A 23,510-nucleotide genomic window follows, 5' to 3' on the forward strand; every position below is an offset into this window, starting at 1 on the left:
ATCCCTAGATCCCTAGAGGCCGGCCGCCGCGGCGGCGGCCTCCTGGGCCTCCAGCCGCTTGCGGGCGCGGTAGGCGGCGACGTTGGCGCGGGTGGCGCAGCGGTCCGAGCAGTACCGGCGGGACCGGTTGGTCGAGGTGTCCAGGTAGGCGTTGCGGCAGGGCGCGGCCTGGCAGATGCCGAGCCGGTCGGCCCCCAGCTCGGTCAGGTGGACGGCCAGGCCCATGCAGGCGACGGCGCTGAAGTGCGCGGTGGCGGTGGGCGAGTTGTCGGCGAGGTGCAGGTGCCAGCGGGGCCGGCCGGCCTCGTCGAGGTAGTCGTGCCCGGAGACCAGCGGGCTGACCGGGAACTCCATCAGCAGGCTGTTCAGCAGGTCGACGCTGCGGACGGCCTCGCCCTCGGCGGCGGCCTCGAAGACGCCGCGCAGCCGGGTGCGGACGGCCCGCAGGCGGGGCAGGTCCGACTCGTCGGCGAGGTCGCGGGCGCGGGAGGAGTCCGCGAACAGGCCGCGCACCGCGTCCACCGAGGTCAGCGAGTCGGTGCCGCGCTCGGGTTCCTCGGTGTTCACCAGCCGGACGGCCAGGTCGGCGTACGAGGCGAGCTCCACGGTGGTCCTTCCAGAGATCGGTAACGGGCTGATCGCTTCCAGCCTATTACCCGGAGGGCGAAAGCGGGAAAAGCGCGGCGCCCGACAGGACCGGCCTGCCGGGCGCCACTGGACGGTGCGCTCAGAACACGCTCAGAGCACTCGTCAGAGCACCTTGGAGAGGAACGCGCGGGTGCGCTCGTGCTGCGGGTTGCCGATGACGTCGCGGGGGTTGCCGGACTCGACGACCACGCCGCCGTCCATGAACACCAGCGCGTCGCCGACCTCGCGGGCGAAGCCCATCTCGTGGGTGACCACGATCATGGTCATGCCCTCCTCGGCCAGCCCGCGCATGACGTCGAGCACCTCGCCGACCAGCTCGGGGTCGAGCGCCGAGGTCGGCTCGTCGAAGAGCATCAGCTTGGGCTTCATGGCGAGCGCCCGGGCGATGGCGACCCGCTGCTGCTGGCCGCCGGAGAGCTGGGAGGGGTAGTTCCCGGCCTTCTCGGACAGGCCGACCCGCTCCAGCAGGGCCATCGCGTGCTCCCTGGCCTCCGCCTTGGACTCACCCTTGACCTGGACCGGCGCCTCCATCACGTTCTCCACCGCGGTCATGTGCGGGAAGAGGTTGAAGCGCTGGAACACCATGCCGATGTCCCGCCGCTTGAGCGCGACCTCGCGGTCCCTGAGCTCGTGGAGCCGGTCGCCCTTCTGCCGGTAGCCGACCAGCTCGCCGTCCACCCAGAGGCGGCCGCCGTTGATCTTCTCCAGGTGGTTGATGCAGCGCAGGAAGGTCGACTTGCCGGAGCCGGACGGGCCGACCAGGCAGAACACCTCGCTCTGCTGGACCTCCAGGTCGATGCCCTTGAGCACCTCGACCAGGCCGTACGACTTGTGGACGGCCTCGGCCCGCACCATCGGGCCGCCGTTGTGGGCGTCGGCCGGGGTCTTGGTCAGGTCGGTCATACGTGGCCACCTCCCTCGAGTCCGGGGACCACGTCGTTCTTGGCCTTCGGGGTGGTCCTGCCGCCGAACAGCAGCCGCAGCCGCTGGATCGGCGTGGGCGGCAGGGTCCGGTTCGCACCACGAGCGTAGTGCCGCTCGATGTAGTACTGCCCCACCGTGAGGATCGAGGTCATGAGCAGGTAGTAGATGCTGACCGCGACGAGGACCGGGATGGTCTGGAAGGTCCGCGAGTAGATGTCGTGGCCGGCGGTGAACAGCTCGGCGAGCGAGATGACCTGGACCAGCGAGGTGGTCTTCAGCATCGAGATGGTCTCGTTGCCGGTCGGCGGGATGATCACCCGCATCGCCTGGGGGAGCACGATCCGGCGCAGCGTGGCCGAGCGGCTCATGCCCAGGGCGTGGGCGGCCTCGGTCTGTCCCTCGTCGACGGACTGGATGCCGCCGCGGACGATCTCCGCCATGTACGCCGCCTCGTTGAGGCCGAGGCCCAGCAGGGCGGCGGTGAAGGTCGGGATCAGGGTGTTGGTCGACTCGGACCAGAACTCGGGTCCGAAGGGGATGCCGAGCGAGAGGTTCGGCCAGAGGGCGCCCAGGAAGTTCCAGAACACCAGCTGCACCAGGACGGGCGTGCCGCGGAAGATCCAGATGTAGAACCACGCCGTCCCCGACAGCAGCGGGTTCGGCGAGAGCCGCATGACGGCGAGGAGCACGCCGCCGACCACGCCCATCAGCATGGACAGCGCGGTCAGCTCCAGGGTCACCCAGATGCCGTCGATGATCTGCTCGTTGGTGAGCGTGTCTCTGACGACGTCCCACTGGAACGCGGGGTTGAAGATCAGGGCATGGAGCAGCATCGCCGCGAGCACGACGATGACGACGGCTCCGGCCCAGCGTCCGGGGTGGCGCACCGGGACGGCCTTGATGGTCTCAGGCCGTCCCGATTTCACCGCCCCCTGCGCGGAAGAATTCACCTTGGGGCCTCAGGGGTCTGGTGGTGCGGAGGATCAGCTCTTGGCGGCGTTGATCTCGGACTTGTCGATCGCGCCGGCCTCGACGCCCCACTTCGCCAGGATCTGCTTGTAGGTGCCGTCCGCGATCAGCGCCTGGACGGCGCCCTGGACGGCCGGGCCGAGCGGGGAGCCCTTGTCGACGACGACGCCGTAGGGCGCGCTGTCGTAGGTCTCGCCGAGCTTCTCCAGCTGGCCGTTGGTCTGCTTGACCGCGTAGTCGACGACCGGCGAGTCGGCCATCATCACCTGGTCGCGGCCCGAGACCAGCGCGGTGGTCACGTCGGTCTGGAGGGTGAACTTGTCACCGTCGTTCGGGATGGTCGGCTTGTTGGCCTTGCTGCACTCGGGGTTGCGGACGTCGGTGATCTCCTGGGCCTGCGTGGTGCCGGTCTGGACGGCGACCTTCTTGCCGCAGAGGTCCTTGGGGTCGATCTTGTCCGGGTTGCCCTTCTTCACGGCGATGGCGCTGCCCGCGGTGAAGTAGCTGACCATGTCGACGGTCTGCTCGCGCTCCTTGGTGTCGGTGAAGGAGCTCATGCCCAGCTGGTACTTCTTCGCCGTGATGCCCGGGATGATCGAGGTGAAGTCGGCGTTCTGCACGTCGGCGGTCAGGCCGAGCTTCTTGGCGATCGCGCCGGCCAGGTCGACGTCGAGGCCGACGATGTTGCCCTTGTCGTCCTTGAACTCGTTGGGCGCGTACGAGGCGTCGGCGGCGACGATCAGCTTGCCCGAGGACTTGACGTCGGCCGGGACGAGCCCGGCGAGGGCCGGGTCGGCGGACACGGCGGCGACGCTCACGCTGGGGTTGGCGGCACCGCTGCCGGCGCTGGAGGAGGACTTGCTGCTGCCGCAGGCGGTCAGCACGAGCGACGCGGACGCGAGCACCGCCGCGGAGGCGAGGAGGCGGGTGCGCTGGGTACGGGCGATCATGGGGGGATCTCCTCCTGAGGGAGAGGTCGGGCGGAGCGCGCCGCGGGGGCGGCACACCTAAGCAGCAGGGCCGTACGTCGCTGTACGGATGGGGCAGGCGTAGGGGTGGTGCCGGGTACTGCTCTCCGCCACCTTCCGCCGAGGTGGGCGTTGACCGAACCGCCTCGACCAGTGGCCGGCTCGATCCGAGATGGGGGAATCCTGCCATCTGGTGACGCTCGGGTGGCCCTCATTCAGATCAAAATCGGATAACGAGGGGCCGTGCCGTCCGATATACGAACGAATGCCGCGCCCCTGTCACCCTGCGTATAAGTATGCAGATCTCTCCGCGGTCCGCCCGGAGGCCCGGCCGCGCACTCGCCCGATCGTGCGCCCGCCCCACGGCGGTCCGGACCCCCGCTCGGGACCGCGGTGTCGCGGGGGTGGACGCGAGATGGCGGAACAACGGATCCTCCCATCCCGATCTGCCGGAGCCGTGGGCGGGTGTGTCAGAATTCGGTACCGGGTGACCCCCGACGCTCGAACCAGACCGCCGGGCCGCAACAGGCCCGGGGTGCGCAGGAACGGAAGTCCAGAACGCCGACTCCGTATCCGAAGCACCGGCCTCCCTCCGGGTCTGCGTTCACTCCTGCGGGTGTGCGTGCGCGTTCGCCATTGCCGCAGCCGGGGTCCGGTCCTCACGATGCCTGGTGTGCTCAGGTGCTGTGAGGCGTATGACAACCATGTGACTTGGACGAAAAGGCATGGGTGCGATGCCCTCGTCCGACCTACGCTCGGCCCGGAAGCACAGCGCAGCCCTACGCAGACAAATCCATAAACCCTCATTTCGAGGGCGCTCGTCCGACGGCGGCGCCCCGACCCAGCCTTCCTCCGGGGGCGCTTCGGCGTTCCCGGGTTCCGGTGACCGGACGCTCCACACCGGACGCCGGGACCGGCCGGGTCGTCCGTCCCCGTCGGCCGGGTGTCCTCGCTCGATCAGTGACGAAGAGGTCATCGTGGCAGCGGAGATCATCCACAGCAGTACTCAGGACACCGACGATCCGGTCGACGCCGTGTTCGCGCTCCACCGCGGCGGCAAGATGGAGGTCCGGGCGACCGTTCCCCTGCGCGACGCGGACGACCTGTCCCTCGCGTACACCCCCGGCGTCGCCCGCGTCTGCACGGCCATCGCCGAGCAGCCCGAGCTGGTCAACGACTACACCTGGAAGTCCAACACGGTGGCCGTGGTCACCGACGGCACCGCCGTGCTGGGCCTCGGCGACATCGGCCCCGAGGCCTCGCTGCCCGTCATGGAGGGCAAGGCGATCCTGTTCAAGCAGTTCGGCGGCGTGGACGCCGTGCCGATCGCGCTGGCCTGTACCGAGGTCGACGAGATCGTCGAGACCGTGGTCCGGCTGGCCCCGTCCTTCGGCGGCGTCAACCTGGAGGACATCTCGGCCCCGCGCTGCTTCGAGATCGAGCGCCGGCTCCAGGAGGCCCTCGACATCCCGATCTTCCACGACGACCAGCACGGCACCGCGATCGTCACCACCGCCGCGCTCTGGAACGCGGCCAAGGTGACGGGCCGGGAGATCGGCTCGCTCCGGGCCGTCATCTCCGGCGCCGGCGCGGCCGGCATCGCCATCGCCAAGATGCTGGTGGCGGCCGGCATCGGCGACGTGGCCGTCTGCGACCGCAAGGGCGTGGTCTACGAGGGCCGCGAGGACCTCACCGACGTCAAGGCGGAGATCGCCGCGCTGACCAACCGGACCGCCCTCAAGGGCAGCCTGGCCGACGCGCTGGCCGGCGCCGACGTCTTCATCGGCGTCTCCGGCGGCACCGTGCCGGAGGAGGTCGTCGCGACCATGGCCGAGGGCGGGTTCGTCTTCGCCATGGCCAACCCGAACCCGGAGATCCACCCCGAGGTCGCGCACAAGTACGCGGCCGTGGTGGCCACCGGCCGCAGCGACTTCCCGAACCAGATCAACAACGTGCTGGCGTTCCCGGGCATCTTCGCCGGCGCGCTGCAGGTCCGGGCCAGCCGGATCACCGAGGGCATGAAGCTGGCCGCCGCCAAGGCGCTGGCCGGCGTGGTGGCCGACGAGCTGACGCCGCAGAAGGTCATCCCCTCGCCGTTCGACGAGCGGGTCGCCCCGGCGGTCAGCAAGGCCGTCGCCGAGGCCGCCCGCGCCGAGGGCGTCGCCCGCCGCTAGGCGGTCGGGGACCAGAAGCCGCCGGGCCCGGGACACGCGTCACAGTCACGTGGTGTTCCGGGCCCGGGGGCGTTCTGGCTATCGTCCGGTGCATGTTTGCTGCCTACGCCGCACGAATCGACGCCGACGACCCGCTGAGCGGGCTGGAGTTGGGCGAACGCCCGGAACCGACGGCCCCGCCCGGGTGGAGCGTGGTCACGGTCCGGGCCGCCAGCCTGAACCACCACGACCTCTGGTCGCTGCGCGGGGTCGGCCTGCCCGCCGGGAAGCTGCCGATGATCCTCGGCTGCGACGCCGCCGGCGTCGACGAGCACGGCGACGAGGTGGTCCTGCACTCCGTGATCGGCCAGACCGGGCACGGTGTCGGGCCGGACGAGCCGCGCTCGATCCTGACCGAGCGCTACCAGGGCACCTTCGCCCAGCGGGTGGCCGTCCCCACCTGGAACCTGCTGCCCAAGCCCGCCGGGCTCTCCTTCGAGGAGGCCGCCTGCCTGCCCACGGCGTGGCTGACGGCCTACCGGATGCTGTTCACCAACGCCGGGGTGAAGCCCGGCGACACCGTGCTGGTGCAGGGCGCCGGCGGCGGGGTGTCGACCGCGCTGGTGGTCCTCGGCAAGGCGGCCGGCCTGCGGGTCTGGGTCACCGGCCGGGACGAGGCCAAGCGGGACCGGGCGGTGGAGCTCGGCGCCGACGCGGCGTTCCCGAGCGGGGCCCGGCTGCCGGAGCGGGTGGACGCGGTGATGGAGACGGTCGGCGCCGCGACCTGGTCGCACTCGGTGAAGTCGCTCCGGCCGGGTGGCACGATCGTCATCTCCGGCGCCACCTCGGGGCCGAGCCCGGCGGCGGCCGAGCTGAACCGGATCTTCTTCCTGGAGCTGCGGGTGGTCGGCTCGACCATGGGCACCAAGGAGGAGCTGGCCGGGCTGCTGTCGTTCTGCGCCACCACCGGGATCCGGCCGGTGATCGACTCGGTGCTGCCGCTGGCCGACGCGCCGGACGCCTTCGCCCGGCTGGCCAAGGGCGACGTCTTCGGCAAGCTCGTCCTGACGCCGTGATGTTCTGACGTCCTGACGCGCCGGTGCCCCGGCTCCCCGCGCGGGGGAGCCGGGGCACCGGCGAGGTCCGGGCTCAGCCCAGCAGGCGCTTCAGGCGCTCGCCGGCCGTGCCGAGGACGGCGCGGGCCTCGGCCAGCCGCGCGGGCGTCACCCCGCCGTCCCGGGCCGCGTCGCGGACCTGGTCGCGGAAGCGGTCGAGCAGCCGCTCCAGCTCCCGGCCCGGGTCGCCGGACGGATCGGTGGCGGCCCACGGCGGCAGGTCGGCCGGGGCCTCGTCGGCCGGCCCGTCCTTGTCCAGGTCGATCCGGGTGACGGTGATCCGCTCGGCGGAGGCGGGAGCGCCGGCGGGAGCGCCGGCGGGCGCCTCCTTGCCCTCGCCCGGGTGGCCCCAGCGGGCCGCGTCGGCCAGTCCGGCCAGCCCCTTGGTCAGCTCGGAGAGCCCCTCGGCCAGCCCGGTCGGCCAGTCGCCGCGCGCCGCGTGCTCGCGGACCTGCTGCTCGACCCGGCGCTTGATCCGCAGCGCCTCCTGCTGGGCCGCCGTCCGGGCCGCCCGGGACTGCTCGCGCAGCCGGCGGGCCTCCTCCTCGGCGGCCTTGGCCTTGGCCTTGGCGGCCTTCTCCTGCTCCTTGGCCCGCTTGGCCTGCTCCTTGGCCTGCCGCTTGAACTGGGCGAACTCCTCCTTGGCGCGCTGCCAGGCGGCCTGGTCGCCCCACGGGCCGGCCCACGGGTTCCCGGCGCCGCCGGCGTCCTGCTCCGCCGGCCGCGGGGTGTCGCGCCGGGCCTGCTCGGCCGCCGCGCCCCAGAGCTGCTCGCGCAGGTCCTGGGCGCTGTCCCGGACGTCCTCGCGGATCGCCCCGGCGAGCTGGGTCACCGAGTCGTGGATCTCCAGCTCCAGCTCGTCCAGCTCGCCCTGCCGGGTGGCGAGTTCGGCGCGGCCGGCGTCGGTGAGCCGGTAGACCTTGCGACCGCCCTCGGTGCTGTGGGCGACCAGGCCCTCCTGCTCCAGCTTGGCGAGCCGGGGGTAGACGGTGCCGGCGGAGGGCGCGTACAGGCCCTGGAAGCGCTCCTCCAGGAGGCGGATGACCTCGTAGCCGTGGCGCGGGGCCTCGTCGAGCAGCTTCAGCAGGTAGAGCCGGAGCCGGCCGTGGCCGAAGACGGGGGTCATGTCAGGCCTCCTTGGTGAAGTCGGGGCCGGTGGCCGGGCCGTCGGTGGCGGGCAGCTCCCGGACGGCCGCCCGGCCGTCCTCCTCGGCGTCCGGCCGCTGGAGGACGGTGACCGCGCCGGAGACGGTGGTGACCGAGAGGCTGCCGGTGCCGTCGCCGAGCTGGCCGGAGAGGCGCTTGGTGCCCCAGCCACCGCCGACCTGGAGCTGTTCGAAGCCGGAGGAGAGGTCGCCGCTGGTGGTGCCGGCCTCGACCTTGGTGTCGGCCAGCGGGGGCAGCCGGACGCCGACCGCGCCGCTGACCGTGTTGACCTTGATCTCGGTCGGGGTGGCGGCGGCGAGGTCCAGGGTGACCGCGCCGGTGACGGCGTTGGCGCTGACCTTGTCGGCGGTGCCGGCGAGCACGGTGAGCCGGCCCGAGACGGTGTTCAGCCGCAGCTGCCCGGCCACCGACTGGGCGTCCACGTCGCCGGTGACGGTGGTGGCGTCGGTCCGCCCGGCCAGGCCGACCAGGGTGATGTCGGCGCTGGCGGTCTGCGTCGAGACGTGCTCGGTGAAGCCGGAGACCGTCGTCGAGGCCGACACGGTGCCGACCTTGACCTCGGTGCCGGCCGGCACGGTCACGGTGACCGCGGCGGTCCGCTTGCGCTTGAAGGAGGAGAAGAAGCCCTTCACCGACTCGACCGACTTGAGGACGTCGCCGAACTCGTTCCAGCTGCTGAGGTCCCGGTAGGTGACGGTGAGGACGCCGTCGGCCAGGGTGACGTGCAGCGGCTCGCCGGTGAGCTCGGTGACCTCCAGGCGGGCGGGGCCCTCGGCGGCGACCACGTTGACCGTGCCGTCGATGGTCCGCACCTGGAGGGTCCGGACCGCCTCCTCGATGGTGATCCTGTCGGGACCTTCGACCGTCCACTGGCTCATCTCTGCCGCCTCCCGTTGACAACTCGCGATGTATCGCGTCTTCTGCAAAAGACGATATATCGCGTGACGGCGAAGTCAAGGGAGTCCGACCCCGAGACCGACCCGGAGCGGACCCCGAGGTCCGCCCCTAGGGTCCGTCTTGCGGCGGGCATGCGGCGGGCATGCGCGAGGGCCCGGAGGCGGTTGCCTCCGGGCCCTCGGGACGGCCGTCTCACCGGGTCACTCGTCGTCCTCGTCGTCGAGCCGGGCCAGCCAGGTGGCCAGCCGCTCGACCGGGACCTCGAAGTCCGGGTTGAGGTCGACGAACTCGCGCAGGCGCTCGGCGAGCCACTCGAAGGTGACCTCCTCGTCGCCGCGCCGGCTCTCCAGTTCCTCGATGCCGCGGTCGGTGAAGTACACGGGTTTCGCTCCGGTCCGGTGGGGATTCGACCTGGTCAGGATAGACCGGGTCAGCTGGCCCGCCAGGTGGACAGGGTCACCTTGGCCGCACCGGTGGTGGCGTCCGCGACCTCGACCGCGGCGATGGCGATGTTGCGGGTGACGCGGTCGCGGATGCAGAGCAGCCGGCCCGGGGTGACCCGGTTGAAGGTCAGGTCGGTGTCCGGGCGGGAGTCGATCGCCACCGCGCACTGCTCGGGGGTGACGGCCGCCTCGGTGATCACCGCGAAGTCCGACTTGCTGTCGCCGGAGCTGGCGAAGGAGTCGGCCCGGCTGCCGCTGAAGCTGTTGGACTCCCGGCTGAGGCCGAGCCCCCACTTCAGCTCGGTGCCGCGCGGCACCACGGTGCCGGCGGTCAGGTCGATCCGGTACGCGTCGCTGGAGTACTCGGCGGCCGGGATGGCCAGCGGCTTCTTGTCGATCATCGGCTGGTAGCCGGTCGGCCGGGCCGGTGCGGTCACGCCGTTGGAGGCCGGGGCCGAGGGCGCCGTCACGGCACCGGAGGTCTTGCTCGACGTGGGCGTCGGGGTCGGCGAGGGGGTGTCCGCGGGCGTACTGGCGGCCGGGGCCGGGTTGTTCGCCGGCGGGACGCTCGCCGGGGTGCTCGCCGGGCCGGACTGGGCGGAGTTCTTCTTGTCGTCGTCCTTGAACTTGGCCATCAGCGCGACGCCGCCGGCCGTGCCGCCGACCGCCATCACCAGGGCGACGGTCAGCAGCACCTTCCACGAGACGCCGCTCCTGCGGGCCGGCTCCGGCGCGGGCGCCGGGGAGTCGGTGACCACCGGGCCGGGCGGCGGCGTGTCGTAGGACGGCGGGTCCTGCCGCAGCTGGACGGTGGGCGGGGTGCCGAGCAGCGGGCCGGTCGGCGCCTCGGTGGGCGGCTGCACGACCCCGTACGCGCCGACCGGCGGCGGGACGAAGCCGGGCGGCGGGGTGTCCGGCTGCACCGGGCCGAACCCGGGCGGCGGCGGGCCGAAGGACGGCGCGGTGGCCGCGTGGGTGGCGGGCGCGCCGGACGGCGGCGCCGGGGTGTGGTGGGAGGAGCCGGTCGGCGGGCCGGCCGGGGCCGGGGGAGCGGCCGGCAGCGGGGTGGGCGGCGTCTTCGGCAGGTCCGAGCGGCGGGTGATCTCGGTGTTGACCTGCCGGGGCAGCCAGTCGTCGGCGAACCGCAGCTGGCCGCCGACGCTCGGGTGGTTGCGGGCGATGTCGATGATCTCGGCCGGCTTCGGCCGGTCCTCCGGCGACTTCGCGAGGCAGCGCAGGACCAGCTCGCGCAGGTCGGCCGGCACGGCCTCCAGGTCGGGCTGCTCGTGCACCACCCGGTAGAGCACGGCGGTGTCCGGGCCGTCGCCGAACGGCGCGCTGCCGCCGGCCACGTACGCGGCCAGCGCGCCGAGCGCGAACACGTCGGTCGCCGGGCTGACCGGGCGGCCCTGGGCCTGCTCGGGGGACATGAAGGCCGGCGAGCCGATCCGGTAGCCGGTGCCGGTGAGCGCGGTGGCGTCGGCGGCCCGGGCGATGCCGAAGTCGATCACCCGCGGGCCGTCGCCGGCCACCAGCACGTTGGCCGGCTTGAGGTCGCGGTGGACCACCTCGACGCTGTGGATCGCCTGCAGGGCCTCGGCGATGCCGCCCATCAGCAGCAGCACGGTGCGCACCGGCAGCGCGCCGTTCTCCCGCACCACCTGCTGCAGGGACGGCCCGGGGACGTAGGCGGTGACCAGCCACGGCGCGTCCGAGTCCAGACCGCCGGAGTCGATCACCTGGGCGGTGTAGAGGCCGTGGATGCGCTGGGCGTTGGAGACCTCCTGGGCGAACCGGCGGCGGAACTCGCCGTCCTCGGCGAACTCCGGGCGGACCACCTTGAGCGCCACCGGCCGGCCGCCGGGCGTGTACGAGAGGTAGACGCGGCCCATGCCGCCGGCGCCGAGCCGGGCGAACAGCCGGTAGCCGCCGACCTCCCGGGGGTCGTCCGGGAGCAGCGGCTGGAAGACCGGCGGGAGCGGTGCGGCGGAGGCGTCCCGTGGCGTGTCGGCGGTCATGCGGTTTGATCCCCCTGGGAGAGCGGCGAGGTTCACCGACCGCCGGCGGTGGGTGCGACGAGGAGCACCCGGACAACGGTCTGGCGAGGCCTAACCTATCGACCCGTCAGCCCGCCGCGCAGGTCGGTAGCGCTTTGGTTGCAGAGCTGGGACCTTCGCACACAGCGCGTGCACGGGCGCGCGCCCCCTCCGGGAACGACGGCGGCCCCCCGCGTCCCTGGATCCCAGGGACGCGGGGGGCCGTTGCCGTGCTCGCGCGGGCGACCGGTGGGAGCCGGTGCGTCAGAGCGAGTAGACCTCGTCGAGCAGCGCCTGCTGCTCGGCGCCGTGGCGCTTGGCCGAGCCGACCGCGGGGGCCGAGGAGGCCGTGCGGGCGACGCGGCGCAGCCGCGGGCCGTCGGCGCTGCGGCCGATGACGACCTGCAGGTGGTCGACCAGGTTCATGGCGATGAACGGCCACCCACCCTGGTTGGCCGGCTCCTCCTGGGCCCAGATGAACTGGACGTCGTCGCCGTAGCGGGCCAGCTCCTCCTGGAGCTCGGCCACCGGCAGCGGGTAGAGCCGCTCGACCCGGACGATCGCGGTGTCGGTGACGCCGCGCTCGGTGCGGGCCGCCTCCAGGTCGTAGTAGAACTTGCCGGCGGTGATGACCACCTTGCGGACCTGCGCCGGGTCGACGGTGGTGTCGCCGATGACCGGGCGGAAGGAGCCGGACAGGAACTCCTCGGTGGCGCTCGCCGCGGACTTCAGACGCAGCATCGACTTCGGGGTGAAGACGACCAGCGGCTTGTGGTGCGGGTTGTGCGCCTGCCAGCGGAGCAGGTGGAAGTAGTTCGACGGCAGGGTCGGCATGGCGACCGTCATGTTGTTCTGCGCGCACAGCTGGAGGAAGCGCTCCGGGCGGGCGGACGAGTGGTCCGGGCCCTGGCCCTCGTAGCCGTGCGGCAGCAGCAGGGTGACGCCGGAGTGCTGGCCCCACTTCTGCTCGGCGGAGGCGATGTACTCGTCCACCATGGTCTGCGCGCCGTTGACGAAGTCGCCGAACTGCGCCTCCCACATGACCAGCGCGTTCGGGCGGGTCAGCGAGTAGCCGTACTCGAAGCCCATCGCCGCGTACTCGGACAGCAGGCTGTCGTACACGGTGTAGCGGGCCTGGTCCTCGGTGAGGTACTGCAGCGGGGTGTAGTCCTCGCCGGTGGCCCGGTCGATCAGGACGGCGTGCCGCTGGCCGAAGGTGCCGCGGCGGCTGTCCTGGCCGGCCAGGCGGACCGGGTGGCCCTCCATGAGCAGCGAGCCGATGGCGAGGGTCTCGCCCATCGCCCAGTCGATGGTGTTGTCCTCGACCGAGCCGGCGCGGCGCTGCAACTGCGGCAGCAGGCGCGGGTGGACGGTCAGCCAGTCCGGCAGGTTGACCTGCGAGGCGGCGATCCGCTTGACCATCTCCTGGGAGATGCCGGTCTGGATGTTGACCGGGAAGTCGGGGACCGGCTTGCCGTTGGTGGCCGCGGCGGGCGCCTGGGCGGCGTCGCGGACCTCGGCGAAGACCTTCTCCAGCTGGCCCTGGAAGTCCTGGAGCGCCTGCTCCGCCTCTTCCATGGTGATGTCGCCGCGACCGATCAGGCCTTCGGTGTACAGCTTGCGCACCGAGCGCTTCTTGTCGATCAGGTCGTACATCAGCGGCTGGGTGAACGACGGGTTGTCGGCCTCGTTGTGACCGCGGCGGCGGTAGCAGATGAGGTCGATCACGACGTCCTTGTGGAACGCCTGGCGGAACTCGAAGGCGAGCCGCGCGACGCGGACCACGGCCTCCGGGTCGTCGCCGTTCACGTGGAAGATCGGGGCCTCGATCATGCGGGCCACGTCGGTGCAGTACATCGAGGAGCGCGAGGACGCCGGCGCGGCGGTGAAGCCGACCTGGTTGTTGACCACCAGGTGGATCGTGCCGCCGGTGCGGTAGCCGCGCAGCTGCGACATGTTCAGGGTCTCCGCGACGACGCCCTGGCCGGCGAAGGCCGCGTCGCCGTGGATCTGGATCGGCAGCACCGGGAAGGTCGTGCCGCCCTGGTCCAGGACGTCCTGCTTGGCGCGGACGATGCCCTCGACGACCGGGTCCACGGCCTCCAGGTGGGAGGGGTTCGCGGCGAGCGAGACCTTGATGGTCTCGCCGTCCAGGCCGGTGAAGGTGCCCTCGGAGCCGAGGTGGTACTTCACGTCGCCGGAGCCGTGCATCGACTTCGGGTCGAGGTTGCCCTCGAACTCGCCGAAGATCTTGCCGTACGGCTTGCCGACGATGTTGGCGAGCACGTTGAGGCGGCCGCGGTGGGCCATGCCGATGACGGCTTCGTCCAGGCGGTGCTCGGCCGCCGCGTCGATGGTCGCGTCCAGCAGCGGGATGAGCGACTCGCCGCCCTCCAGCGAGAAACGCTTCTGCCCGACGTACTTGGTCTGCAGGAAGGTCTCGAAGGCCTCGGCCGAGTTCAGCCGGCGCAGGATGCGCAGCTGCTCCTCGCGCTCCGGCTTGGTGTACGGCTTCTCCAGGCGCTCCTGCAGCCACTTGCGCTGCTTCGGGTCCTGGATGTGCATGTACTCGATGCCGACCGTGCGGCAGTAGGTGTTGCGCAGCAGGCCGAGGATGTCGCGCAGCTTCATCATCCGCTGGCCGCCGAAGCCGCCGACCGCGAACTCGCGCTCCAGGTCCCACAGGGTGAGGCCGTGCTGGACGACGTCCAGGTCGGGGTGCTTGCGCTGCTTGTACTCCAGCGGGTCGGTGTCGGCCATGAGGTGGCCGCGGACCCGGTAGGAGTGGATCAGCTCCATGACGCGGGCGGTCTTGTTGACCTCGTCGTCGTGGGTGGTGGCGACGTCGGTGGCCCAGCGGACCGGCTCGTACGGGATCCGCAGCGACTCGAAGATCTCGTCGTAGAAGCCGTTCTGGCCGAGCAGCAGCTGGTGGATCGTGCGCAGGAACTCGCCGGACGCCGCGCCCTGGATGACGCGGTGGTCGTAGGTCGAGGTCAGCGTCATGATCTTGGAGACGCCGAGGCGGGCCAGCGTCTCCGGGGCGGAGCCCTGGAACTCGGCCGGGTACTCCATGGCGCCGACGCCGACGATGGTGCCCTGGTTCTGCATCAGGCGCGGCACGGAGTGCACGGTGCCGATGCCGCCGGGGTTGGTCAGCGAGACCGTGACACCGGTGAAGTCGTCCATGGTCAGCTTGTTGGCGCGGGCCCGGCGGACGATGTCCTCGTAGGCCTGCCAGAAGCCGAAGAAGTCGAGGGTCTCGGCCTTCTTGATGGCCGCGACGACGAGCTGGCGGTCGCCGTTCGGCTTGACCAGGTCGATGGCCAGGCCGAGGTTCACGTGCTCGGGCTTGACCAGGTAGGACTTGCCGTCCTCCACCTTGTAGCTGTGGTTCATGCCCGGGGAGGCCTTGACGGCCTGGACCAGGGCGTAGCCGATCAGGTGGGTGAAGGAGACCTTGCCACCGCGGGCGCGCTGCAGGTGGTTGTTGATGACGATGCGGTTGTCGATCAACAGCTTGGCCGGGACGGCGCGGACCGAGGTGGCGGTCGGCACCTCCAGCGAGGCGTCCATGTTGGTCGCGACGGCCTTGGCCGGGCCGCGGAGCTGGACCAGCTCGGGGCCGGTGCTCTGGGCGGCGGGCGCGGCGACCGGGGCGGCGGCCTTGGGGGCCGGCGGAGCGGCCGGAGCTGCGGCGAGCGGCGCGGCGGCCACCGGGGCGGGCTGCACCGGGGCGGGCTGCACCGGCGCGGGCGCGGCCGGTGCGGCGGGGGCCTGGACGGCCGGAGCGGCGGCGGGCGCGGGGGCGGCGGCGGGGGTCGGCGTAGCGCCGACCTGGGTCGCGGCCTGGGTCACTGGGGTCACCTCGGTACCGGGCTTGTAGTCGGCGAAAAAGTCCCACCAGGCTCGGTCGACCGAGTTCGGGTCCTGGAGGTACTGCTGGTAGATCTCGTCGACGAGCCACTCATTGGGGCCGAAGCCAGTGGAGCTTGCCGAGCTGTTGGGGTGTTCATGGGACTGTGGCGACACGGCGGCAACCGCCCTCTTCCGCTTCCTTTTGGGATGTTTGGACAGCGGGGATTAAGGCTACGCCTCTGACCAGTGATCGCGCAGTCCCCGGGGGTCAGGCGTCGCCCAGATCACAGTCCTGACCTGCGGTTTGGCTGAAAATGTGCGTTAGAAACCCAGATCGAAGGGGAACCGACCGGTTCCGATCGCCATCCAAAGGTGGATGAATAGGGACAAAGGGTAGTCCGGACCTCAGCTGGGGCTCTGTGTCGGATCTGTGACATCCGCCTCCGAGGCCCGGACCTCCGCCCGGGTGGTCAGCCCGGGTGGTCAGCCCCGGCGCTCAGCGCGGGCCGGGCAGCCGGACCTCGATCCGGCAGCCGCGCTCGGCCTCGGCGACCTCGATCCGCCCGCCGTGCAGGTCCACCGCCCAGCGGGCGATGGCCAGGCCCAGGCCGGTCCCGCCGTCGGAGCCCGGTCCGGCGGCGGTCGCGGTGCCGCTGCGGCCGAACCGCTCGAAGACCCTGGTCCGGTCCGCCGCCGGGATGCCGGGGCCCTCGTCCTCGACCTCCAGCAGCAGCGCGCCGGGCCCCTCGCCGGGCCTGGCGCGGACGGTCACGGTGCCGCCGGGCGGGGAGTGCTTGCAGGCGTTGTCGACCAGGTTGGCGACCACCTGGTGGAGCCGTTCCGAGTCGGCGACGCCGGTCAGCCCGGACGGGCTCACCTCCAGCGCGAGCCGGACGTCGCCGCGCCGGGAGAACGCCCCGCCGGCCGTGGCGCCGTCCACGGTGACCCCGCGCAGCACGCCGTCCAGGAACTCGCGCACCTCGAAGGGGCGCGCGTCCAGGTCGACCACGCCGTCGTCGATCTTGGAGAGGTCGAGCAGGTGGGTGACCAGCCGGCCGAGCCGCTCGGTCTGCTCCAGCGCGGCGCCCAGGGTCGCCGGGTTGGGCTGGACCACGCCGTCGACCACGTTCTCCAGCACGGCGCGCAGCGCGGCGATCGGCGTGCGCAGCTCGTGCGAGACGTTGGCGACCAGTTCGCGGCGGTGCCGGTCGGCGGCCTCCAGGTCGGCCGCCATCTGGTTGAAGGTCGCGGCCAGCTCGCCGATCTCGTCGCGCGAGTTCACCTCGACCCGGCGGCTGTAGTCGCCGGAGGCCATCGCGCGGGCGGCGGCGGTCATGTCGCGCAGCGGGGCGGTCAGCCCGTGCGCGAGGAACTGCATGAAGAGCAGTGAGGCGATCATCGAGAAGATCATGATGATCCGGATCTGGGTCTCGGACCGGATCGCCACGACCACCATGCCGGTGGCCAGGAAGACCGAGACGATCACCAGGAGGGCGAGTTTGCCCTTGATGGAGCGGACCGGGTCGAGCGGCCGGATGTCGGCCCAGACCCGTTTCGCGGCGCGGGCGGCCAGGGTGGGCGGCCGACTGCCGTCGATGTCCCCGTTGCGTTGCTGTGGAAAGGTCATTGGTCCCCTGTGATCCCCCGCGTGGGTCCGCAGCACGGCGATTCGGGACACGGGCCCCCCGGCGGCCCGGTGTCCGAAGGAGCGCCGCGCTACGAGAGCGGGGCCTCCAGCGCGTAGCCGACGCCGTGGACGGTACGGATCCAGCTGGCGCCGATCTTCCGGCGCAGCGCCTTGACGTGGCTGTCGACGGTGCGGGTGCCGGACGCGTCCGTCCAGTCCCAGACCTCGGCCAGCAGCTGCTCGCGGGTGAGCACCGCGCGCGGCTGGGCGGCCAGGCAGGCGAGCAGGTCGAACTCGGTCGGCGTCAGGTGGACGTCGCCCGAGGCCAGCCGGACCCGGCGCTGCACGTGGTCGATCTCCAGCTCGCCGAACCGCAGGCTGCCCAACGCGGGCGTCCGGGCGGCCTGCTGGGCGCGCTCGACGCGGCGCAGCAGCACGTTGACCCGGGCGGCCAGTTCGCGCATGGAGAAGGGCTTGGTCATGTAGTCGTCGGCACCGACGCCGAGGCCGACCAGCAGGTCCGTCTCGTCGTCCCGCGCGGTGAGCATCAGGACCGGCACCGGGCGCTGGGCCTGGATCCGGCGGCACACTTCCAGGCCGTCGAAGCCGGGCAGCATGATGTCGAGGACGACCAGGTCGGGCTGCCAGGTGTGGAAGCCGTCGACGGCGCCCGGGCCGTCGTGCGCGACGGCCACCTTGAATCCCTCCGCGCCCAGCCGGGCCGCGATGGACTCGGCGATGGTGGGCTCGTCCTCCACCACCAGCACTCTGCGCTGGCTGCTCACCGTGCCGCCGGTGCTCTGGTTGTCCTGCTGAATTTCTGTCACGGTCACGCCACCGCCCCCAGGGCTGCGGGCCGGCCACCTGTGGGGATGGCGAAGGCTCCGCTTCGTAGTCTTGTTCCGTCGTGGACTGTGCCGGGTCCGCCGTCCCGTCGCGTGCGCGGGGTCCGGCGAGGGCGTGTGCCGCTCTCCGTCTCCCGTGCACCTCGCAGCGTACGGACAGCGGGCGATTCCCGGCAGGTGGACCGGACATTTCCGGCCCACGAACCGGCCTGTCAAGCCGGTTGTCGGGCCCACCGGAAGGTGGGCACGGGCCGATACCTTACCCGGCGTTTTTTCACTGTGTAACGGTACGTATGCACCTGAGTTGACGCCAAGCCGCCGGTCAGGGGGGATGGGGGTGTGAAGGAGGAGGGTAGGTCCGTACCAATTCGGGGCCGGTCAAACCCCGGATTCTCACGGCGTTCTCCCAGCCGGCTCCCAGACACCGGACGTACCGTGGCCACGACAAATCGCGGAGGGTGGGACTTTCGGTACGCGCCGGTACGTTGGACGCACGCGGGGTGACGGCTGCGAGCGGTGGAGCGGAGGCGACATGACGGATCGGCAGGCGTACGCCGGGCGTGGCGGGCCGCCGTACGGGATGTACCGGCTCGGCCTGCGGGCCGGCGTGGTCGACCGGGCGCTGGCGTGGGTGCCGACCCCGCGGCGCAATCCCTTCGCGCTCGGCTACCTCGCCGTGGTCGGCGCGACCACCACCTTCGCCGGGCTGGCCGACCCGGAGCTCGTGCTCCGGCTCCAGGAGGCCTCCAGTTCGGACGGGCACAACCTGTTGCAGCACCCGCTGCGCGCGCTGCTGTTCAGCGGCTTCTGGGTGGCCGGCCCGGTCTGGATCCCCTATCTGTGGGCCTTCGCCTTCACCGTCGCGCCGCTGGAGCGCCGGGTCGGCCCCGCCCGGGCGGCGGCCGTCTTCGCCGCCGGGCACGTCACCGCCACCCTGCTCTCCCAGGGCGTGGTCGTCGTCGGGGTGGAGACCGGGCGGCTGGAGCCGGCCGCGATGGACCACCTGGACATCGGGGTCAGCTACGGCGTGCTGGCCAGCCTCGGCGCGCTGGCCGGGCTGCTCCGGCCGGCCGGGCGGGCGGCGGTGCTCGCGCCGGCCGCGGCCATGATCGCCGACCAGATCGCCACCGACCGGGACCTCGTCACCGGGGTCGGCCACCCGGCGGCGCTGCTGGTCGGGGTGGCGCTGTGGCGGTGGCTGCGCCGCTGGGACGGGCACCGGCCGCGCCGCACCCGGGTCGGACTGCCCGCCGAGCGCTCCCGGCCCGCGGCGGCGCCCGGGTCCGCGCGCGGGCGCGGGCGGACCGCGGTGCTGGACCGGTTCTGACGGCGCCGGACCGGTTCCGACGGCGGCCGGCCGGCTCCCGGCCCGCTCCCGGCTGGCTCCCGGCCCGCGTCGAGGCCCCTTTTTGACAGGCCCGCCGGGGCCCCCTCGCGTTCGCTCACGGCGAACGGTGGACGGGGAACATCCGGCGCCCGCCGAGCCTTTAGTCAGATCGACTCAAGTTCACTGACTGGGGAGAGATCATGGCATCGACGTCCACACCGCTCACCCTGCCCGTGCTGCCGCTCGACGACGAGGTCGTCCTGCCGGGCATGGTCGTGCCGCTGGACCTGCAGGACACCGAGGTCCGCGCCGCCGTCGAGGCCGCGCGCGCCGCCGCCACCGGCAGCACCGGCAAGCCCCAGGTCCTGCTGGTCCCGCGGGTGGACGGCTCGTACGCGGCGGCCGGCACCCTCGCCACCGTCGAGCAGGTCGGCCGGCTGGCCGACGGCGACCCGGCCGCGCTGGTCCGCGCCGTCCGCCGGGTGCGCATCGGCGTCGGCACCACCGGGCCCGGCGCCGCGCTCTGGGTGGAGACCACGCCGTTCCGGGAGTCCTCGGTCGGCACCCCGGTGGCCGGCCGGGCCGCCGAGCTGGTCAAGGAGTACAAGAGCCTCTCCACCCAGTGGCTGCGCCGGCGCGGCGCCTGGCAGATCGTCGACCGGGTGGCCGCCATCGAGGGCGTCGGCGAGCTCGCCGACAACATCGGCTACGCGCCCTTCGTCACCGCCGAGCAGAAGCTCAAGGTGCTGCTGGAGGCCGACCAGGTCGCCCGACTGGAGTACGCGCTCGGCCTGCTCCGCGACCACCTCGCGGAGGAGGAGGTCAACGACACCATCCGCAAGGACGTCGAGGAGGGCGTGGCCAAGCAGCAGAAGGAGTTCCTGCTCCGCCGCCAGCTGGAGGCCGTCCGCAAGGAGCTGGCCGAGCTGAACGGCGACCCGGCCGACGAGGAGGGCGACTACCGCGCCCGGGTCGAGGCCGCCGACCTGCCGGCGGCGGTCCGCGAGGCCGCCCTCAAGGAGGTCGACAAGCTGGAGCGGGCCAGCGACCAGTCGCCCGAGGGCTCCTGGATCCGCACCTGGCTGGACACCGTCCTGGAGCTGCCCTGGAGCGAGCGCACCGAGGACTCCTACGACATCGCCGGCGCCCGCGCGGTGCTGGACGCCGACCACGCCGGCCTGACCGACGTGAAGGAGCGCATCGTCGAGTACCTGGCCGTCCGCAAGCGCCGGGCCGAGCAGGGGTTCGGGCAGGTCGGCGGGCATCAGGAGGGGCAGGGCGAAGCCCTTCCCAAGAAGGGTGGCGGCGGGCGACGGGCGGGCGGGGCGGTGCTCGCGCTGGTCGGCCCGCCCGGGGTCGGCAAGACCTCGCTCGGCGAGTCGGTGGCCCGCGCCATGGGCCGCAACTTCGTCCGGGTCGCGCTCGGCGGCGTCCGGGACGAGGCGGAGATCCGCGGCCACCGGCGCACCTACGTCGGCGCGCTGCCCGGCCGGCTGGTCCGCGCCATCAAGGAGGCCGGCTCGATGAACCCGGTCGTCCTGCTGGACGAGATCGACAAGGTCGGCTCCGACTACCGGGGCGACCCGGCGGCCGCCCTCCTGGAGGTGCTCGACCCGGCACAGAACCACACCTTCCGGGACCACTACCTGGAGGTCGAGCTGGACCTCTCCGACGTGGTCTTCCTCGCCACCGCCAACGTGCTGGAGGCCATCCCCGAGCCGCTGCTCGACCGGATGGAGCTGGTCCGCCTGGACGGCTACACCGAGGACGAGAAGGTCGTCATCGCCCGCGACCACCTGCTCCCGCGCCAGCTGGAGAAGGCCGGGCTCAAGGGCGAGGAGGTCGCGGTCGACGAGCCGGCGCTGCGGAAGCTGGCCGGCGAGTACACCCGCGAGGCCGGCGTCCGCAACCTCGAACGGTCGATCGCCCGGGTGCTGCGCAAGATCGCCGCACAGAGCGAGCTGGGCGAGCGCGAGCTGCCCGCCGCGGTCGGCGCCGAGGACCTGCGCGCCCTGATCGGCCGGCCGCACCACGTCCCGGAGGCGGCCCAGGAGCCCGCCGAGCGGCGCACCGCGGTGCCCGGCGTGGCCACCGGCCTGGCGGTCACCGGGGCCGGCGGCGACGTCCTCTTCATCGAGGCCTCGCTCGCCGACGCCGAGACCGGCGGCACCGGGCTGACCCTGACCGGCCAGCTGGGCGACGTCATGAAGGAGTCCGCGCACATCGCGCTCTCCTACCTGCGCTCGCGCGGCGCCGAGCTGGAGCTGCCGGTCACCTCGCTGCGCGACCGCGGCGTGCACCTGCACATCCCGGCCGGCGCCATCCCCAAGGACGGTCCGAGCGCCGGCATCACCATGACCACGGCGCTGGCCTCGCTGCTCTCCGGGCGCAAGGTGCGCACGGACGTGGCGATGACCGGTGAGGTGTCGCTGACCGGGCGGGTGCTGCCGATCGGCGGGGTGAAGCAGAAGCTGCTCGCCGCCGACCGGGCCGGGGTCACCACGGTGATCATCCCGCGGCGCAACGAGCCCGACCTGGACGACGTCCCGGCCGAGGTGCTGGAGCGGCTGACCGTGCACCCGGTCGCGGACGTCCGGGAGGTGCTGAAGCTGGCCCTGGAGCCGGCCGAGGTGCTGGCCGCCGTCGCCTGACCCGGCGGGGGCGGGGGCCGCGGCCCGACCCGTCCGGTGTCATCCGGTCCCGTCCCGTCCGGTTCGCCGGACGGGACGGGCTCCGTGCTCCGTGCCAGACTGCGAAGGGTGCCCTCCCTCACCCAGCGCGTCCTGGCCCGGGTGCCGGTCCGGCTCCGCCCGGCCCTGGTCCGGCACCGGCGGCTGGTGAAGTTCCTGCTGATCGGCAACGGCTGCTTCGCGCTGACCGTGCTGATCAACTACGGGCTGCGGTTCACCGTGCTGGAGCGCAAGCCGGTGGCGGCGCTCACCCTGGCCACCGTGGTGGCCACCACCGTCTCCTACGTACTCAACCGGCGGTGGTGCTTCCGCTCCGCCTGGCGGCGGCGCGAACCGCTGCTCTTCGTCCTGGTGAGCGCCGTCGCGATCGCCGTCAACGACCTGCCGCTGATCGCCTCCCGCTACCTGCTGAACCTGCGCGAGCCCTGGGTCGGCCCGGTCGCCCAGGAGGTGGCCGACTTCCTGAGCGGGATGGTGCTGGGCACCTTCGTGGCGATGCTGTTCCGCTTCTGGGCCATGCAACGCTGGGTCTTCACCGGGCGGGGCGGAGCGGAGCCGCTCCCACCGGGACCGGCGGTCCTGGGCTCACAGGTGCGGTCAGTGGAAGCCGGAGCGGGTGAGGGCGATGCGTGAGACGGACGGCTTCGGGACGGGGCCGGCGAGCCAGCAGGGGATGCGCCGGGCCAATCTGGCGCTGGTGCTCGGCGTCATCGCGAGCGCCGCGCGCTCCCGCGCCGAGGTGGCCGCCGAGACCGGGCTGACCAGGGCCGCGGTCTCCTCGCTCACCGAGGAGCTGATCGCGGCCGGGCTGGTGGTCGCGGAGGGCCCGGCCGCGCCCAGCGGCAAGGTCGGCCGGCCCGGCACCGCGCTCGGCCTCAACCGGAACGGCCTCGGCGGCCTCGGCGCCGAGATCGGGGTGGAGCACCTGGGCGCCTGCGTGGTCGACCTGCGCGGGGAGGTCCGCGCCTGGCGCCGCCAGGAGGTCCGCAACCGGGACCGGCGGCCCGCCGCCGTCATGGCCGACCTCGCCGCACTGCTCCACCGGGCCACCACCGAGTCCGGACTGCGCCCGGCCGGGCTGACGCTGGCGGTGCCCGGACTCGTCGGGGCCGACGGCGCGCTGCTCCAGCGGGCCGCCAACCTGGGCTGGCAGGACGTGCCGCTCGCCGCCGAACTGCGGCTCGCGCTGCGCGCCGCCGACGCCGGGGAACTCGCCGAACTGCCGCTGCGGGCCGACAACGAGGCCAACCTCGGCGGCCTCGCCGAGCTCTGGCTGGGCGGCGGTCCGGCGCACTTCCTGCACGTCTCCGCCGAGGCCGGGATCGGCTCGGCGATCGTCGTCGAGGGCCGGCTGCTGCGCGGCGCGGACGGCTACGCGGGCGAGCTGGGCCACGTCCCGGTGCGTCCGGACGGGCCGCGCTGTGCCTGTGGGGCGCGCGGTTGCCTGGAGCAGTACGCGGGGGAGGCGGCGGTGCTGCGCGCCGCCGGTCTCGAGGGCATCCGGGGCGACTGGGTGGCGCTGCTCGCCGAGCGGGCCGAGGCCGGGGACGAGGAGGTGCGGGACGCGCTCGCCGGGGCCGGCGCCGCGCTGGGGATCGCCTCGGCGGGGGCGGTCAACCTGCTGGACCCCGCCGAGGTGGTGCTGGGCGGCGGGTACGCGCAGCTGGCCCCCTGGCTGCTGCCCGCGATGCGGGCCGAGCTGGCCGCCCGGGTGACCGTCCGCCCCTGGGCGGACGACCGGCTGACGGTCTCCCGGCTGGGCCGCCGCGGCCCCCTGCTGGGGGCTGCGGTCGGCGTGGTCCGCGCGGTGCTCGCCGACCCGGGGCGGCTGGAGGCCTGAGGG

Annotated in this window: 17 protein-coding genes; 6 read left to right on the plus strand and 11 right to left on the minus strand. The window is 72.8% G+C overall.

What is annotated here, in order from left to right:
• Positions 1–12: 12 nt before the first annotated feature.
• The 4 genes from ACFP3U_RS05970 to ACFP3U_RS05985 all read right to left on the minus strand — a co-directional run bounded on the left by ACFP3U_RS05970 (position 13) and on the right by ACFP3U_RS05985 (position 3,491).
• Positions 13–606 carry a CGNR zinc finger domain-containing protein gene (locus tag ACFP3U_RS05970; protein WP_380224132.1) on the minus strand — a complete coding sequence of 198 codons (594 nt, stop codon included), beginning with the start codon at positions 604–606 and terminating at the stop codon, positions 13–15.
• A gap of 144 nt (positions 607–750) precedes the next feature.
• A complete protein-coding gene (locus tag ACFP3U_RS05975) occupies positions 751–1,503 on the minus strand; it encodes an amino acid ABC transporter ATP-binding protein (RefSeq protein WP_380224164.1) in 753 nt (250 codons plus the stop codon).
• Between the two features lie 44 nt (positions 1,504–1,547).
• Entirely contained in the window at positions 1,548–2,459 is a 912-nt protein-coding gene (locus ACFP3U_RS05980) for an amino acid ABC transporter permease (protein ID WP_380224133.1), read from the minus strand.
• A 96-nt stretch (positions 2,460–2,555) separates the two neighbouring features.
• Positions 2,556–3,491 (minus strand): ABC transporter substrate-binding protein, encoded by a 936-nt coding sequence (locus tag ACFP3U_RS05985; protein ID WP_380224134.1) that lies wholly within the window; start codon positions 3,489–3,491, stop codon positions 2,556–2,558.
• A 995-nt stretch (positions 3,492–4,486) separates the two neighbouring features.
• Between ACFP3U_RS05985 and ACFP3U_RS05990 the strand changes: the two genes are divergently transcribed.
• Both ACFP3U_RS05990 and ACFP3U_RS05995 read left to right on the plus strand, forming a co-directional pair.
• Positions 4,487–5,683 (plus strand): NAD(P)-dependent malic enzyme, encoded by a 1,197-nt coding sequence (locus tag ACFP3U_RS05990; protein WP_380224135.1) that lies wholly within the window; start codon positions 4,487–4,489, stop codon positions 5,681–5,683.
• A gap of 92 nt (positions 5,684–5,775) precedes the next feature.
• Positions 5,776–6,738: a zinc-binding dehydrogenase gene (locus ACFP3U_RS05995; protein ID WP_380224136.1), complete on the plus strand. Its 963-nt coding sequence runs from the start codon at positions 5,776–5,778 to the stop codon at positions 6,736–6,738.
• 73 nt (positions 6,739–6,811) lie between these two features.
• Here ACFP3U_RS05995 and ACFP3U_RS06000 read toward each other — a convergent pair whose 3' ends face one another.
• From ACFP3U_RS06000 to ACFP3U_RS06030, 7 genes are all read right to left on the minus strand, one after another.
• Positions 6,812–7,903, minus strand: a complete 1,092-nt coding sequence (locus ACFP3U_RS06000) for a PadR family transcriptional regulator (protein WP_380224137.1) — start codon at positions 7,901–7,903, stop codon at positions 6,812–6,814.
• Position 7,904: 1 nt separating this feature from the next.
• Positions 7,905–8,822 carry a DUF4097 family beta strand repeat-containing protein gene (locus ACFP3U_RS06005; RefSeq protein WP_380224138.1) on the minus strand — a complete coding sequence of 306 codons (918 nt, stop codon included), beginning with the start codon at positions 8,820–8,822 and terminating at the stop codon, positions 7,905–7,907.
• A 219-nt stretch (positions 8,823–9,041) separates the two neighbouring features.
• On the minus strand, positions 9,042–9,221 hold the full coding sequence (locus tag ACFP3U_RS06010) for a DUF6104 family protein (protein WP_030309148.1): 180 nt from the start codon (positions 9,219–9,221) through the stop codon (positions 9,042–9,044).
• 50 nt (positions 9,222–9,271) lie between these two features.
• Entirely contained in the window at positions 9,272–11,302 is a 2,031-nt protein-coding gene (locus ACFP3U_RS06015; protein ID WP_380224139.1) for a serine/threonine-protein kinase, read from the minus strand.
• Between the two features lie 282 nt (positions 11,303–11,584).
• A complete protein-coding gene (locus ACFP3U_RS06020; protein WP_380224140.1) occupies positions 11,585–15,352 on the minus strand; it encodes a multifunctional oxoglutarate decarboxylase/oxoglutarate dehydrogenase thiamine pyrophosphate-binding subunit/dihydrolipoyllysine-residue succinyltransferase subunit in 3,768 nt (1,255 codons plus the stop codon).
• A 322-nt stretch (positions 15,353–15,674) separates the two neighbouring features.
• Positions 15,675–16,805 carry a HAMP domain-containing sensor histidine kinase gene (locus ACFP3U_RS06025; protein WP_030309154.1) on the minus strand — a complete coding sequence of 377 codons (1,131 nt, stop codon included), beginning with the start codon at positions 16,803–16,805 and terminating at the stop codon, positions 15,675–15,677.
• A gap of 89 nt (positions 16,806–16,894) precedes the next feature.
• A complete protein-coding gene (locus ACFP3U_RS06030; protein WP_380224141.1) occupies positions 16,895–17,632 on the minus strand; it encodes a response regulator transcription factor in 738 nt (245 codons plus the stop codon).
• A gap of 550 nt (positions 17,633–18,182) precedes the next feature.
• Here ACFP3U_RS06030 and ACFP3U_RS06035 point away from each other — a divergent pair.
• The 4 genes from ACFP3U_RS06035 to ACFP3U_RS06050 all read left to right on the plus strand — a co-directional run bounded on the left by ACFP3U_RS06035 (position 18,183) and on the right by ACFP3U_RS06050 (position 23,507).
• Positions 18,183–18,977 carry a rhomboid-like protein gene (locus ACFP3U_RS06035; RefSeq protein ID WP_380224142.1) on the plus strand — a complete coding sequence of 265 codons (795 nt, stop codon included), beginning with the start codon at positions 18,183–18,185 and terminating at the stop codon, positions 18,975–18,977.
• Positions 18,978–19,177: 200 nt separating this feature from the next.
• Positions 19,178–21,628, plus strand: a complete 2,451-nt coding sequence (lon, locus tag ACFP3U_RS06040; RefSeq protein ID WP_380224143.1) for an endopeptidase La — start codon at positions 19,178–19,180, stop codon at positions 21,626–21,628.
• Positions 21,629–21,736: 108 nt separating this feature from the next.
• Positions 21,737–22,300 (plus strand): GtrA family protein, encoded by a 564-nt coding sequence (locus ACFP3U_RS06045; RefSeq protein ID WP_380224144.1) that lies wholly within the window; start codon positions 21,737–21,739, stop codon positions 22,298–22,300.
• On the plus strand, positions 22,293–23,507 hold the full coding sequence (locus tag ACFP3U_RS06050) for an ROK family protein (protein ID WP_380224145.1): 1,215 nt from the start codon (positions 22,293–22,295) through the stop codon (positions 23,505–23,507). The genes ACFP3U_RS06045 and ACFP3U_RS06050 overlap by 8 nt, the downstream gene beginning before the upstream one ends.
• Positions 23,508–23,510 lie beyond the last annotated feature (3 nt).

The organism is Kitasatospora misakiensis (assembly GCF_042656005.1).
In the GTDB taxonomy this organism is placed as follows: domain Bacteria; phylum Actinomycetota; class Actinomycetes; order Streptomycetales; family Streptomycetaceae; genus Kitasatospora; species Kitasatospora misakiensis.